The organism is Streptomyces sp. NPDC051561 (genome assembly GCF_044454195.1).
Taxonomy (GTDB): domain Bacteria; phylum Actinomycetota; class Actinomycetes; order Streptomycetales; family Streptomycetaceae; genus Streptomyces.
This window is the reverse complement of sequence record NZ_JBITDM010000014.1, coordinates 16,590-31,139: the sequence shown is the minus strand read 5'-3', so window position 1 is coordinate 31,139 and position 14,550 is coordinate 16,590. Positions and strand designations below refer to the sequence as shown.

Genomic DNA, 14,550 nt, shown 5'->3' with positions numbered 1-14,550 from the left:
GGAAGGACTCACGGCGTTGAATGGACCCCTCATCGTCCAGAGCGACAAAACGCTGCTCCTGGAGATCGATCACGACCAGGCCGACGCCTGCCGTCGCGCCATTGCCCCCTTCGCGGAGCTGGAGCGCGCGCCGGAGCACATCCACACCTATCGCCTCACCCCGCTGGGACTGTGGAACGCCCGAGCCGCCGGGCACGACGCCGAGCAGGTGGTCGACGCGCTGGTGGAGTTCTCCCGCTACCCGGTGCCGCACGCGCTGCTGGTGGACGTCGCCGAGACGATGGCGCGGTACGGCCGCCTCACGCTCTCCAAGCACCCGGTGCACGGCCTGGTCCTGACCAGCACCGACCGCCCGGTCCTGGAGGAGATCCTCCGCTCCAAGAAGATCCAGCCGCTGGTCGGCGCACGCCTCGACCCGGACACCGTCGCCGTGCATCCCTCCGAGCGCGGCCAGATCAAGCAGACGCTGCTCAAGCTGGGCTGGCCCGCCGAGGACCTCGCGGGTTACGTCGACGGTGAGGCGCACCCGATCGAGCTCGCCGAGGACGGCTGGGCCCTGCGCCCGTACCAGAAGCAGGCCGTGGAGGGCTTCTGGCACGGCGGCTCGGGTGTGGTGGTGCTGCCCTGCGGCGCGGGGAAGACGCTGGTCGGGGCCGGTGCGATGGCCGAGGCCAAGGCCACCACGCTGATCCTGGTGACCAACACAGTCTCCGCCCGTCAGTGGAAGCACGAACTGATCAAGCGGACCTCGCTCACCGAGGAGGAGATCGGCGAGTACAGCGGTACGAAGAAGGAGATCCGGCCGGTCACCATCGCGACGTACCAGGTGCTGACGACCCGGCGGAAGGGCGTCTACCCGCACCTGGAGCTGTTCGACTCCCGGGACTGGGGGCTGGTGATCTACGACGAGGTGCATCTGCTGCCCGCGCCGGTCTTCAAGTTCACCGCCGACCTCCAGGCGCGTCGCCGGCTGGGCCTGACCGCGACCCTCGTACGGGAGGACGGGCGCGAGTCCGACGTCTTCTCGCTGATCGGGCCCAAGCGCTTCGACGCCCCGTGGAAGGAGATCGAGGCGCAGGGGTACATCGCGCCCGCCGACTGTGTGGAGGTACGGGTCAACCTGACCGACTCCGAGCGGCTGGCGTACGCGACCGCCGAGCCCGAGGAGAAGTACCGCTTCTGTGCCACCACCGCCACCAAGCGGAAGGTGACGGAGGCGCTGGTCGCCAAGCACAAGGGTGAGCAGACCCTGGTCATCGGCCAGTACATCGACCAGCTCGACGAACTGGGCGAGCACCTGAACGCCCCGGTCATCAAGGGGGAGACCCCCAACTCCCAGCGCGAGAAGCTCTTCGACGCGTTCCGCACCGGCGAGCTGAACGTGCTGGTCGTCTCGAAGGTCGCGAACTTCTCGATCGACCTGCCCGAGGCGACGGTCGCCATCCAGGTGTCCGGCACGTTCGGGTCGCGGCAGGAGGAGGCCCAGCGGCTGGGCCGGGTGCTGCGCCCGAAGGCGGACGGCCACGAGGCGCGGTTCTACTCGGTGGTCGCCCGCGACACCATCGACCAGGACTTCGCCGCCCACCGGCAGCGCTTCCTGGCCGAGCAGGGCTACGCGTACCGCATCGTCGACGCGGACGACCTGCTGGCGGAGGGCTAGCCGCTCCCGGTACGTCGGCGGGCGGGGCCGGGGCGGTTTCCTTTCCGCCCCGCCTCCCCGCCGCCCCGCCTCCCCGCCTCCCCGGTCACAGCGTGAACAGTGCGCCGAGGGAGGCGACCGCCGCCGTCGCCGCGCCCACGACCAGCCACCACCTGGCCGCCCTGCGCTTGCGCCGTGAGGTCAGGCACAGCGAGGCGACCAGGAGTGCGGCGGCGGCGGACAGGGCCGCGCCCGAGGTGGAGATCGCCCCCCGGATCTGCGCGCAGGCCTCGGGGTCGCACTTGTCGAGCGCCATCGGCGAGAGCCCCAGGAACATCAGGTCGGCCAGCATCAGCGGCACCAGCAGCAGCGCCGCCCCCAGCCGCACCCACTTCGCGGACGGGTCGTACTCCGGCGAGTCCCGCAGCCTGCCCAGCGGGCTGTCCGGGCCCCAAGTGGGAACGCCGTGGCCCGGGTTCGGGCCTGGGGCGGGGCCGGGGCCGGGGAGGGTGCCGTCGAGTCGCGTCATGCGCCCAGTGGACCGCGTGGCGGGGCCCGGGCGCCTGGGGCGGCGTACTCAGAAAAGTACTCACTTCCCGGTGCGGGGCCCTGGAGCCGGACGCGGCGTCCGGGCCCGGGTTCTCAGGTTCCCATGACGGTGAACGCCGACACCGCCGCCATCAGCGAACCCAGCAGCAGCATCCACCTGGCGTCGCGATGGCTGAGCCGCGCCGGGAGGCGCAGGGCGGCGGCCAGCAGGACGACGGCGGTCAGCATCAGGAGGCCGCCGGGCACGGTCCGTCCTCCGAGCCCGGAGTGGGCGGCCACCAGCAGCAGGAGGAACGTGTCGATCACGAGGACCGGTACGAGCAGCACCAGGGCGCCACATCCCATGCGGGTCGCCAACTCCTGGTCCGTGCCGTCCGGGTCGCGAGGAGTGCCGCCACCGTTGCCGCCGCTGTCCTGAGCGGGGTTGAACTCGGGGAGAGTGTCGCCGTCGCGTGTCATGAGCACAGTGCATCGTGGGCGCGCCACGGGCGCCTGGGGCGGCGTACTCAGAAGCGTACTCAGGTCCCGGTTCGGGATTCCGTGGCTGCCGCACCGGACTTCTGCGCCGGGAGGGGGGAACCGGCTGTCCGGGCGCCGCCGTTGCGCATCCGCCAGGCCATCCAGCCCAGTACCACCAGGCCTGCCAGCGGGTACGGAGAGAGGCCCGGCTGCTGCCACCACGGCAGTTGGACGTCCAGGTCGCCCTTGTGGGGGATGGCCCAGAAGCTGCGGCAGGTGAAGAGGAGGGCGAGGAAGGCGGCGGTACGGAAACGGCGTTCGGCGCAGAGCAGGGCGAGCAGCGGGACGCACCACACCCAGTGGTGGGACCAGCTGATCGGGGAGACCAGGACCATGGTCAGCGCGACGACGACGATGCCCCACTGCTCCATGCCCAGGAGCACCGCCCGGCGGGCGATCCACAGGCCGGCGAGGCCGACGAGGGCGGCGGTGGCGAACCACACCAGGCCCGGCTCCATGGTGTTCATGGCGCGGGCCAGCATGCCCTGGAGGGACTGGTTGTCGACGATCCACACCTTGCCGACCCGGTCGGTCTCGAACATCCGGCGGGTCCAGAAGTCGAGGCTCGCGGAGGGCAGGACGAGGATGCCGAAGAGGACGGTGGCGACGAAGGAGGCGAGGGCGGTGAGGCCGTTCCTGATCCGGCCGGTGACGAGCAGATAGACGATGAAGATGGCCGGGGTGAGCTTGATTCCGGCGGCGATGCCCAGGCCGACGCCCTTGCCCAGGGCGCCCTTCGGGCGGGTCAGGTCCCAGAGGACCAGGCAGGCGAGCGCCAGGTTGATCTGCCCGAACACGAAGGTCTGGAAGACCGGCTCCAGCCAGATCGCGAAGGCGGTGGCGAAGAGGACAAGATCGGGGCGGCGGGGGAGCTTGGCGAAGCGCCAGGACAGCCGCACCAGGAGGGCGAGGAGGGCGAGGTTGCCGAGGAAGAAGCACACCTTCATCGCGATGACCGGCAGCCAGGTCGTCGGCACGAAGAGGATCGCCGCGAAGGGCGGATACGTGGCGGGCAGGTTCCACTCGGTGGTGACGAAGTCGTACAGGCTCGTCCCGTCGACCACGGCCTGACCCTCCGCCCGGTAGACGAGGGTGTCGCCCAGCGGGATCCGGGTGGCCAGGAAGAGAGCGATCAGCGCGGCCAGCGAAACCGCCAGCGAGAGGCGCGCCCAGAGCAGGGTGCGGGGGTTGGTGGCCGGCGGTTCTTGGGAGCCGGCGCTCGCCGTACGGGGCTTGGCCACGCGGGAACTCACGCGGTCGTCGGCGCGGGCTTTCTCGGTCCGGTCTGTCGTCACCCGACAACCCTATGAGGCTTCACCACACCCCGGCCACGCCGTCCTGGACCCGCGCGGAGACAGGAGGGGGAGCGGGGGCCCGGTGGTCCCGTCGGGGAAGGGGGTCATTGTCGGGCTGGGGTGCCCGGGGGCGGGACACCTGCGGGCCTTGTGTCCCGGGGGCGGGGTCTTTCGGGCTGAGGTGTTCTGGGGGTGTGGGCATGTCGGGGCTGAGGTGTTCTGGGGGTGTGGGCATGTCGGGGCTGAGGTGTTCTGGGGGCGGGGGCACGTCGGGGCTGAGGTGTCCCCGGGGCGGGGGCATGTCAGGGCCGGGGTGTCCTGGAGGCGGGCACCTTTGGGCCGGAGCGTCCCGGGGCGGGGTGCCTCGGGGTGGGGTGGGCTACTCGCGGGAGGTGCCGGCTCGGCCGTCGGCCCAGGCGTCGCGTTCGTGGCGCCAGTCGCGGTGGCCGGGCTGGGGTCGTTCCTCGCGCCAGTCGTCGGCGTGGTCGCCGAGGAGTACGACGCTGACGGCGGCGCCCGCGAAGATCCGGACGGCTCGCAGCGCGCGGGTGACGCGGTGCGGGTTGTCCGAGATCGCGGTGGCACCGGAGTGCCGACTGCCCGCTGTGCGGGCTCCTGCCATTCCTGCTGCTGCACCTGGGGTGACCGTTGCTGTACTCATGAATCCATGGTCCCGCGCAGGCCTTTAGGACACATCGGACCCGGGGTTGAGCCTGCACCCCGATCCTCTCCACCCCCAGGGTGACCCGCGCGCGGATCCTCACCCGGAGGTCTTACGGGGCCCAGCGGATCCAGCGGATCCAGCGGATCCACTGGCTAACGGCTGAGGCGTTTGGCCCGCCAGATCAGATAGAGCGTGGTGGCGACGGCCGCCGTGCGCAGCAGGACGGGCCACAGGCCGGTCATGGCGGTGCCCAGCGCATCCCCCTGGGTGGACAGCGGCGCACCCCAGCGGTCCTCCGTGCGGCCCCACAGCCAGACGGCGCCGCCGACCGCGACCAGTCCCGGCAGGCCCAGTACCGCCCACTTGGCCTGGGTCCGGGTGAGCCGGCGGGAGAAGTACGCGAGGAACCAGCCGCCCGCCAGGGCCGGCAGATTGCCCAGTACGGCCCCGGTGACCAGCAGCAGGGCGGCCAGCAGCAGGAAGGGGCTGCCGCGCGGTATCACCGGGCCACGGACCGGGAGGTCGTCCTCGACCGCTTCTTCGACGGGTGCGGCGGTACGCCGGCGGAGGCGGCGCGGGATCAGCCGGCGGGCCGGGGCCTCCTCGGCGTCCTCGTCCCCCTCGGCGGACTCCGCTTCCTCCTCGTCCTCCTCCGGCGGCGGCTTGAGTATCTCGGGGATCTCCACACCCCCGGTGAAGCCGGGCACGGAGGTGCCGAGACCGCCGAAGGGGCCGGGCTCGGTGCGCCACCACTCGTCGGTGCCGGTGCCGAGTTCATCCGTACCGGCGAGATGGGGACCGGTGGGATACGGGACGGAGGGGCCGGACTCCTTGCCGAAGTCGACGGGGGAGCTGGGGTGAGCGGGGCCGGTGCGTCCGGTGGGACCAGTGGGGTCCTCGTCCTTCGGGCCGCGTGCCGCGCCGCTGCCCTTGCGCTGCCTGGGCAGCACCCTGCGCGACGTACGCGAGGACAGAGTGGCCTCGACCCCGGTGCCGCCCGCCGCCTCCACGATCTCGTCCGGGGTGCCCAGCCTGCCGAGGATGCGCTGCACGGCGGCGGCGCTGTCCGGGCCGCCGATCGCCTTGGCGCGCTGGCGGTCGATCTCCCCGCGCAGGGTGGAGACCAGGCGCATCCGGTCGCCGGAGTTCAGCTGCTGCTGTTGGGCGAGGTCGCCGACCCGGCTCAGATAGTCGAAGACCAACTGGTCGCTCTCGATGCCCACGACGTCCGTCCCCGTCCCCTGTCGGTACTGCCGATAGTGCCGGTAGTGCTGGCGTTGCACCGGAAACCGTGGCGGTTCCGGCGTTTCCGGTGGTTTCCGGGTGTTCTCGTTCCGGTACCCCGCAAGTGCCCGCCGGTCACACCCAGTTGCCGGTCCACCCGCCTCCGACGTTAGCGCCTGCCGCGCCTGACGGTGCCCCGCAGGGGCTACCGTGGGGCGGATGGGGACCAGCGAGCGCGACCTGGAGGCGCACGTGCCCGAAGGAAACATCCAAGGCGGCACCACCGGCAGCACCTGGGCCGACACGGCTGCCGTCATGTCCGGCGCCACTTCCGGGGGCAGCCGGGCCACGCCCCCGCGCACCCTCGCCGAAGCGCTCCGTACCCGGGACGACGCCTCGCTGGCCGCCCTGCTGCGGGCCAGGCCCGACCTGCTCTCGCCGGTGCCCGGGGACCTCGGGCTGCTCGCCACCAGGGCCGGCACACGGGCCTCCGTGGTGCGTGCCCTGGAACGGCTCGACCGGTTCGCACTCCAGACCGCCGAGGCGCTCGCGGTGGCGCCGGACCCGGCGACGTACGACGCGCTCAGGGCCCTGATGTGTGGCGACGAGGGCGATCCGGCGGTCGAGGCCGCGCTGCCCGGCGCGGTACGGATGCTGCGCGAGCAGGCGCTGCTGTGGGGGGCCGACGACCGGCTCCGCCTGGTGCGCACCGCACGCGAACTGCTCGCGCCGTCGAACACCCACCCCTCCCCGACCGGCCTGGGCCCGACCGTCGCCGAGGCCACCGCCGGGATGTCCCCGACCCGCCTCCAGGGCATCCTGGGCGCCATCGGTCTGTCCACCACCCATGACCCGGTCTCCGCCGTACACGCGCTGACCTCGCTGTTCACCGACCGGGCGCGGATGGACGCGCTGCTCGACACCGCGCCCTCCGACGCGCTGACCGTGCTGGACCGGCTGGTCTGGGGGCCTCCGTACGGCGAGGTCAGTGCGGACCCGGCGCCGCCGGTGCGCTGGCTGCGGGACCACGGGCTGCTGCTGCCGACCAGTGCGCGCACCGTCGTACTGCCGCGCGAGGCGGCGCTGCATCTGCGGGTGGGACGCGCCCACCGCACTCCGGAGCCGGTGGCTCCTGGGCTGGTCGAGGCGTCCACGCACACCGCGAGGATGGTGGATCTGACGGCGGCCGGGCAGGCGTTCACCACCCTCTCGACGGTCGAGGGGCTGCTCAAGGACTGGGACCGGGGCGGCCCGCCCGTGCTGCGGTCCGGCGGGCTCAGCGTCCGCGATCTCAAGCGCACCGCGGCGGCCATGGACCTGCCCGAACCCGCAGCCGCCTTCTGGCTCGAACTCGCTTACGCCGCCGGGCTGCTGGCGTCCGACGGGGAGAGTGACGAGCGCTACGCGCCGACCCCCGCGTACGACGACTGGCTCGGTCTGCCGCCGGAGGAACGCTGGTCCCGGCTCGCCGTCACCTGGCTGCGCGGCACCCGTACCGCCGGTCTGGTCGGCGGCCAGGACGCCAAGGGCCGCACCCTGTCCGCGCTCGGCCCCGACCTGGACCGCTCGGTCGCCCCCGAGGTGCGCCGCCGGGTCCTGGCCCTGCTCGCCGAACTCCCCGAGGGCACCGCCCCCGACCCCGACTCGGTCCTCGCCCGGCTCCGCTGGGAACGCCCCCAGCGCGGTGCCACCGGCGACCTCCGCACCCGCCTCGCCCTGTGGACCCTCGACGAGGCGGAACTGCTGGGGGTCACCGGGCGCGGTGCGCTGGCCGCGCACGGGCGGGCGCTGGCGGGCCTGGACCGCGCCCCCACCAGCCTGTTCGCGCACGCCCCGCTCCCCACCGAGAGCGAGTCCGCCGGGCACGCGCTGCGCGCCGCGACGCTGGTCGCCCCGCTGATCCCGGAACCCCTCGACCACGTACTCCTCCAAGCCGATCTGACCGCTGTCGCGCCGGGCCCGCTCAGGCGCCCGCTGGCCGAGATGCTGGCCGTGATCGCGGATGTGGAGAGCAGGGGCGGGGCGACCGTGTACCGGTTCACCCCGGGGTCGGTGCGCAGGGCGCTGGATTCGGGTCTGGCGGCGTCGGATCTGCACGCCTTCCTCACCGAGCACAGCCGGACCCCCGTACCGCAGCCGCTCAGTTACTTGATCGACGACGTGGCGCGCAGGCACGGGCATCTGCGGGTGGGTTCGGCCTGTGCGTACGTGCGGTGCGACGACGACGCGGTGCTCGGCGAGATCCTGGCCGACAAGCGGTCAGGCACGCTCGGGCTGCGCCGGCTCGCGCCGACCGTGCTGGCCGCCCGGGTGGAGGCGGTGGCGCTGCTCGACGGGCTGCGCGCGATGGGCTTCGCGCCCGCTGCCGAGTCCGCCGCCGGGGATGTGCTGATCACCCGTGCCGACGCGCACCGCACCCCGGCGCGGACCGCGCCGGTGCCGGTGCCGGAGGGCCCGCCGGTGCCGGACGAGACGCTGCTCGATGTGGCGCTGCGGGCGATCAGGGCCGGGGACATGGCGGCCCACGCGGTGCGCAGGGAACCGGACGCCGCCGCCTCCAACGGGTCCGCGCTTCCCCGTACTTCGTCCGCCGAGACCCTCGCCACCATGCAGGCCGCCGCGATGACCGGCTCCGCGCTGTGGATCGGTTACGTCAACGCGGACGGGGCGGCCAGCCAGCGGGTGATCGCCCCCGTGCGGGTGGAGGGCGGCTTCGTCACGGCGTACGACCACACGGCGGACGAGGTGAAGACGTACCCGCTGCACCGGATCACCGGGGTGGCCGAACTGGCCGACGAATCAGCCTAGTTCGGCCTGGCCGGCCCCGGCCTGACCCGCCTCGGCCCGTCAGGCGGTCTCGGGCTCCGGGCCGGGCGCGGGTTCCGTCTCCCGGTAGCGGCGGCGGTGCACCACGTGCCCCAGCCACCGCCCCAGCACCAGATATCCGAGCAGCGCGCCCGCCGTATTCATGAACACGTCGTCCACGTCGAAGGCCCGGCCCGTGACGATCGCGCCCTGCACCAGCTCGACCAGCACCATCACCGTCACCGACAGCAGGAACATCCGCAGGAACCGCAGCCGCCGCGACCCGACCACCGGCAGCAGCACCCCGAACGGCACCCCGAGCAGCACGTTCCCGCCGATCTGCTTGCACGCGGCGAGGAAGGTGTAGTCCTGGAGGTACTGGCGCAGGGACGCCCCGGGCTTGAGGTTCGAGTGCGCGATGCCCTCGGAGGCGGGCGAGGGCACCAGGGTCAGCTTCGCCAGTACGACGGCGAACGCCACCAGCGCGAGAAAGGCGAGCGCGATCGCCACCACCCGGAACAGCACCCATCCCCAAGCTCTCAGCTTCGTTCGAGCACGGGAGGCCCCATCCCAGGGCGTCCGGGGCGGCGGCGCGGGCCGCGTGGCGACGGTGTCACCGGAGGCGGTACGAGGCCGACGCCACCAGGTCCGGGGCCCCGCCGCATCCGTCGCGCGGCCCTCGTCCGGCGGGGCGGCCCGCGCCTTGTCCGTCGCGGCGGTACCGCGCTGCGCAGTGCGGCCGCGCGCCCACGCGCCGAACCCCGTGCCGCGCCCGGTCTCCCCGGGCGCGGGGGAGCCCCGCTTCCCCTCCTCGGCGCCGCCTCCCGGGCCGCCGCCCCGCTTCCGGAGCAGCTCCGGTGCCCGCTGCCACCAGGCCGGTCCGCCGGCTTCCTTGATTCCCCTGGTACGTTCCGCTCCCGCAGTCATGCCCACGCGGATACCCCGACACCTCCCGCTCACGCGGCCGGCCCCGGGGGCGTACGGACGCAACCTCCCGCGCACCGCGGTTACTTCCTCGTCAGGTCCCGCTCCAGCTGGTCCAGGATCTTGTTGGCGGCGGTGTAGCCGATGCCCTGGATCCACAGCTGGTCGTCGACGCCGAAGACCTTGCCGGCCTTGACCGCCGGAATGCCTTTCCACAGCGCCGAGTCGAGGGTCTGGGTCTGCTTGGCCTTCGCCGGGTCGCCGTACGTGGAGTGGAAGAGGACGTCCGCGTCCTGGCCCGCCAGATCGATCTTCTCGGGGCTCACGTCGTACGAGAAGCCGTCCTTCGCCCTGTCGGTGACCGGCGGGCGGCTCACGCCGATGTCGGCCAGCACGGTGGCGATGTAGTTCTTCCTGCCGTAGATGCGGATGTCGGCGCCCTCGACGAAGCGGACGACATTGACCTTGGTCGCGGCGGCCTTCTGCCTGCCGCCGATCGCCTCGGTGACCTTCCCGGCGTGCGCGGCGTACTCGTCGACGACCCTCCTGGCCTCGGCCTGCTTGCCGAGCGCCACCGCGTGCAGCTGGAAGTTCTCCTTCCAGGGGAAGCCGGTGCCCTCGGTCATCACGGTCGGGGCGATGGCCCTCAGCTCGTTGTACTTGTCCTCGTGGCGGACCTTGCTGGTGAGGATGAGGTCCGGCTCAAGCTCGGCGATGGCCTCCAGGTTGGGGGTCATCATCTCGCCTACGTCCTTGATGCCGGCGACCTTGTCGGCGGGGAGGTAGTGGAGGAAGCCGGACTCGACATCGGCGTGCGTGGAGCCGACGGGCTTCACCCCGAGGGTTATCGCGGAGTCCAGTTCGGCGGTGTCCAGGACGACGACCCGCTTCGGCGCCTCGGGGACCCGGACGTCCCCCATGGCGGTCTTCACGGTGTGCGTCCCGGCGCTGCCGCCGGACTTCCCGGAGCCCTGCCCCGTACCGGAGTCACCGGATCCGCCCGAGCCCCCGCACGCACAGAGGGTGAGTGCGCCGATGGCGGCGAGGGAGACGGTGGCGAGCGTGCGGCGGCGGTTCGGCGAAGGCTTCGGGGACGTCATGGGCTGCACGGGCTTCATGAGGTGGCTGCCTTTCGGAGAGGGGGCACAGCGGTGTCACGGACCGGCGGCGCCCACGGCGCCCCCGGCACGACCAGCGGCGATCCCGTCACCGGGTCCGGGACCACGACCGACTCCAGGCCGAAGACCTCCCGTACGAGATCCGCCGTGACGACCTCGGCGGGCGGCCCCTCGGCGACGATCACGCCCTCCTTCATGGCGACGAGGTGATCGGCGTACCGGGTGGCCTGGTTGAGGTCGTGCAGCACGACGACGACCGTGCGGCCCTGCTCGCGGTTGAGCTGGCGCACCAGGTCCAGCACCTCCACCTGGTGGGCGATGTCGAGGTACGTGGTCGGCTCGTCCAGGAGCAGCAGATCGGTCTCCTGGGCGAGCGCCATGGCGATCCACACGCGCTGCCGCTGGCCGCCGGAGAGGGCGTCCACGGGGCGCTCGGCGAGCTCGGCCACATCGGTGCGCTCCATGGCGGCGGTGACGGCCCGCTCGTCCTCCTCGGACCACTGCTTCCACCAGGCCTGATGGGGCTGGCGGCCGCGCGACACCAGGTCGGCGACGGTGATCGCCTCGGGTGCCACCGGGGTCTGCGGCAGCAGGCCGATCGAGCGGGCGATCTGCTTGGTGGGGATCTTGGCCAGCTCGGTGCCGTCCAGCAGGACCGCCCCGCCCTGCGGCTTCAGCAGCCGGCCCAGCGCGCGCAGCGTGGTCGACTTGCCGCAGGCGTTGGGCCCGACGATGACGGTCACCCGCCCGTCCGGAACGGCCAGTTCCAGCTCGTGTACGACGGTCCGGTCCTCGTAGCCGAGGGTCAGCGAGGCCGCCCGCAGCCGTGCGCCGCTCTCCGTGGCCGTATCGGAACTCATGCCTTGCCTCCTGTACGGAGCCCACCGTGTCCACGCACGATGAGCCAGATCAGATACGGGGCCCCGACGGCGGCGGTCAGCACACCCACCGGCAGCTCGGTCGGCGAGAACAGCCTGCGCGCCAGCAGATCCCCGAACACCACGATCACCGCGCCGAGCAGCGCCGAGCACACCAGCGGAATCTGCGCGGTCCGGGTCATCCGGCGGGCGATCTGCGGTGCGAGGAGCGCCACGAAGTCGACCGGTCCGGCCGCCCCGGTCGCCACCGAGGCCAGCACCACGCCGAGCGCCACCAGCCCGAGCCGGACCCGCCCGAGCCGTACCCCCAGCGCCACGGCGGTGTCGTCGTCCATACCGGCGGTGCGCTGCGCCCGCGCGGCCCACGCGACGGCGGGCAGCAGCACGAGGAGCACCCATGCCAGCACGGTGGCCTCGTCCCAGCCCCGCCCGTTGAGCGACCCGGTCATCCAGATCTGCGCCTGCTGCGCGACCAGGTAGTCGCCCTTGGTCAGGAACAGCTGGGTGACCGACTTCAGCGCGATCGCGAAGCCGATCCCGATCAGTACGAACCGTGTCGCGTGCAGCCCGCCGCGCCAGGCGAAGAGGTAGACGAGGGCGGCGGCCAGCACCCCGCCCGCGACGGACAGATACGGCAGGACGCCCGCCGACGTCACCCCGAAGATCATCGCGCCGACGGTCAGCGCACTGGCGCCCTGGCTGATGCCGATGATGTCCGGGCTGGCGAGCGGGTTGCGCGCCACGGTCTGGATCAGCGCCCCGGCCACCCCGAAGGCCAGCCCGACCAGCAGTCCGACGGTCATCCGGGGGAGCCGGAGCTTCCCGACGAGGAGTTCGCTGTGCGAGTCCATGCCGAGCAGGACCCGCAGGACCTCCCCGGGCGGTACGAAGCGCTCGCCCACGCAGAGGTACGCCACACACACGGCGGCGAGCAGCACGGCGAGAGCGGCGGCGGCGACGGTGGCGCGCCGGTGCAGCAGGAACGAGGCCCGGCCCGCCCGGACCAGCTGGTATCCGGCAGGACGGGTACGGGAGGCGACGGCGGCGGTACTCATGCGGGCACCGCCTTCCGGCGTACCAGCGTGACCAGGAACGGCACCCCGATCAGCGCCGTCATCACACCCGCGGGCACCTCGCTCGGCGGGAACACGATCCGCCCGACGACATCCGCCACCAGCAGCATCACGGGCCCGATCAGTGCCGCCATCGGCAGCATCCACCGGTGGTCACTGCCCACCACCGCCCGCGCGATGTGCGGCACCGCGAGCCCGATGAACGCGATCGGCCCGGCGGCGGCCACCGCCACCCCGGTCAGCACGGTCGCGCCGAGCCCGCCCACGATCCGTACCGTCGCGACCTTCTGCCCGAGCCCCTTCGCCACGTCCTCACCCAGCGCCAGTGCGTCAAGTCCCCGCGCCACGGCCAGCACCAGCACCAGCCCCACCACCAGGAACGGCCACACCTGCCCGACGATGTCGGACCCGCGCCCGGCCAGCGCCCCCACGTTCCAGAACCGGAACTCATCCATCGCGGCGGCCTTGGTCGTCAGCACCGCCATCGTCACCGACACCAGCAGCGCGTTGAGCGCGGCCCCGCCCAGGGCCAGCTTCACCGGGGTCGCACCACCGCGCCCGCCGGAGGCGATCGCGTACACGGCGACGGAGGCGATCGCGGCGCCGGTGAAGGCGAACCACACATAACCCGTCAGCGTGTGCACCCCGGCGAACGCGATCGCCAGCACGACGCCGACGGAAGCCCCCTGGCTGATCCCGAGGATCCCCGGGTCCGCGATGGGGTTACGGGTGATGCCCTGCAAGGCCGTCCCGGCGAGGGCGAGCGCGGCGCCCACCATGATCCCGAGCACCGTCCTGGGCACCCGCATCTGCCGTACGACCTCCGCGTCGGCGGAGTCACCGCCGTGCAGCAGCGCGTCGAACACGGTCGACGGGGCGATCCCGCGCGCTCCCACGGCGAGGCTGAGCAGTACGGCGAGTGCGAGGGCGACCAGGGCCGCCACCGTCCAGCCGATACGTCGGGTCACCGTCGCCCGCCGGGGCCGGGGTGCCGGCTCGGCGGGCGGGAGCGGGGCTGGCCCGGTCACGGGTGGGGCGGTCGGCATCGGTCCCATTTCTCAGGCTGTTCGCGAAGGCTTGTCCCGGGGGCTCGGCGAGGGGCTTCACGAGGGTCCCGCCGGGGCCACTTAGGCGGCCCTAAGTGTACGTCCGGGGGTTTTGGCCGGCCCCGGCACAATGGCGGACATGAGCACGCATGCAGACCACACGCATCCGACCGTCGCCGAGGGCGCCGGACCCGTCGTCGGCTTCGACCTCGATATGACCCTGATCGACTCCCGCCCCGGCATCAAGGCCGCCTACCAGCAGCTCACCGCCGAGACCGGTGTCCCGATCGACGCGGACCTGGTTGTCTCCCGGCTCGGCCCGCCGCTGGAACACGAGATCGCCAACTGGTTCCCCGAGGACCGCGTCGAGGAGATCGCCAACCGCTACCGCGCCCTCTACCCCTCGTTCGCCATCGCCCCCGCCACCGCCCTGCCGGGCGCGCGGGAGGCGGTCGCAGCGGTACGGGCGGCGGGCGGCCGGGTGGTCGTGGTGACCGGGAAGTGGGAACCCAACGCCAAGCTCCACCTGGAGCACCTGGGCTTCGAGGTGGACGCGCTCGCCGGGAACGTCTGGGCGGAGGGCAAGGCGCTGGCCCTGCGGGAACACGGGGCGAGCGTCTACGTCGGTGACCACCTGGGCGATGTGCGCGGGGCGCGCGCGGCGCAGGCACTGGCGGTCGGCGTGACCACGGGTCCCTACGACGCCGAGGCGCTCCGGGAGGCCGGGGCGGACGTGGTGATGGCGGACCTGACGGAGTTCCCGGCGTGGCTGGCGGCGTACCGGGGGGCGGTTGCGGCCGCGTAGGACTCCTGGAA

At 72.8% G+C, this 14,550-nt stretch carries 13 protein-coding genes; 3 read left to right on the top strand and 10 right to left on the bottom strand.

Translation table 11 applies throughout. From position 1 onward, the window contains the following. The first annotated feature begins 16 nt into the window (after window positions 1–16). Window positions 17–1,660: a DNA repair helicase XPB gene (locus tag ACIA73_RS26975; protein WP_399441325.1), complete on the top strand. Its 1,644-nt coding sequence runs from the start codon at window positions 17–19 to the stop codon at window positions 1,658–1,660. Between the two features lie 85 nt (window positions 1,661–1,745). On the opposite strand, the gene ACIA73_RS26970 is transcribed toward ACIA73_RS26975, so the two are convergent. The 5 genes from ACIA73_RS26970 to ACIA73_RS26950 form a co-directional block, all read right to left on the bottom strand. Further along, entirely contained in the window at window positions 1,746–2,168 is a 423-nt protein-coding gene (locus ACIA73_RS26970; RefSeq protein WP_399441324.1) for a hypothetical protein, read from the bottom strand. A gap of 113 nt (window positions 2,169–2,281) precedes the next feature. Beyond that, entirely contained in the window at window positions 2,282–2,647 is a 366-nt protein-coding gene (locus ACIA73_RS26965) for a hypothetical protein (RefSeq protein ID WP_399441323.1), read from the bottom strand. Window positions 2,648–2,706: 59 nt separating this feature from the next. Next, complete coding sequence (locus ACIA73_RS26960) at window positions 2,707–3,885, bottom strand: glycosyltransferase 87 family protein (RefSeq protein ID WP_399441497.1); 1,179 nt, start codon at window positions 3,883–3,885, stop codon at window positions 2,707–2,709. A gap of 496 nt (window positions 3,886–4,381) precedes the next feature. Next, complete coding sequence (locus ACIA73_RS26955) at window positions 4,382–4,663, bottom strand: hypothetical protein (protein WP_399441322.1); 282 nt, start codon at window positions 4,661–4,663, stop codon at window positions 4,382–4,384. Between the two features lie 155 nt (window positions 4,664–4,818). Then, complete coding sequence (locus ACIA73_RS26950; RefSeq protein ID WP_399441321.1) at window positions 4,819–5,889, bottom strand: hypothetical protein; 1,071 nt, start codon at window positions 5,887–5,889, stop codon at window positions 4,819–4,821. Between the two features lie 316 nt (window positions 5,890–6,205). On the opposite strand from ACIA73_RS26950, the gene ACIA73_RS26945 reads away from it, so the two are divergent. Continuing rightward, entirely contained in the window at window positions 6,206–8,698 is a 2,493-nt protein-coding gene (locus tag ACIA73_RS26945; RefSeq protein ID WP_399441496.1) for a helicase-associated domain-containing protein, read from the top strand. A gap of 39 nt (window positions 8,699–8,737) precedes the next feature. Here the strand turns inward: ACIA73_RS26945 and ACIA73_RS26940 are convergent, their stop codons facing one another. The 5 genes from ACIA73_RS26940 to ACIA73_RS26920 all read right to left on the bottom strand — a co-directional run bounded on the left by ACIA73_RS26940 (window position 8,738) and on the right by ACIA73_RS26920 (window position 13,734). Continuing rightward, window positions 8,738–9,622 carry a VanZ family protein gene (locus tag ACIA73_RS26940; protein WP_399441320.1) on the bottom strand — a complete coding sequence of 295 codons (885 nt, stop codon included), beginning with the start codon at window positions 9,620–9,622 and terminating at the stop codon, window positions 8,738–8,740. 80 nt (window positions 9,623–9,702) lie between these two features. Next, the gene (locus ACIA73_RS26935; protein WP_399441319.1) at window positions 9,703–10,719 is read right to left on the bottom strand and encodes an ABC transporter substrate-binding protein; all 1,017 of its coding nucleotides are present in this window, start codon (window positions 10,717–10,719) and stop codon (window positions 9,703–9,705) included. 14 nt (window positions 10,720–10,733) lie between these two features. Further along, window positions 10,734–11,597 carry an ABC transporter ATP-binding protein gene (locus ACIA73_RS26930; RefSeq protein ID WP_399441318.1) on the bottom strand — a complete coding sequence of 288 codons (864 nt, stop codon included), beginning with the start codon at window positions 11,595–11,597 and terminating at the stop codon, window positions 10,734–10,736. Continuing rightward, window positions 11,594–12,670 carry a FecCD family ABC transporter permease gene (locus ACIA73_RS26925; RefSeq protein ID WP_399441317.1) on the bottom strand — a complete coding sequence of 359 codons (1,077 nt, stop codon included), beginning with the start codon at window positions 12,668–12,670 and terminating at the stop codon, window positions 11,594–11,596. Before ACIA73_RS26925 ends, ACIA73_RS26930 begins: the two co-directional genes overlap by 4 nt. Then, window positions 12,667–13,734 carry a FecCD family ABC transporter permease gene (locus ACIA73_RS26920; protein WP_399441316.1) on the bottom strand — a complete coding sequence of 356 codons (1,068 nt, stop codon included), beginning with the start codon at window positions 13,732–13,734 and terminating at the stop codon, window positions 12,667–12,669. The genes ACIA73_RS26925 and ACIA73_RS26920 overlap by 4 nt, the downstream gene beginning before the upstream one ends. 139 nt (window positions 13,735–13,873) lie before the next feature. Between ACIA73_RS26920 and ACIA73_RS26915 the strand changes: the two genes are divergently transcribed. Then, on the top strand, window positions 13,874–14,539 hold the full coding sequence (locus tag ACIA73_RS26915; protein WP_399441315.1) for an HAD family hydrolase: 666 nt from the start codon (window positions 13,874–13,876) through the stop codon (window positions 14,537–14,539). Window positions 14,540–14,550 lie beyond the last annotated feature (11 nt).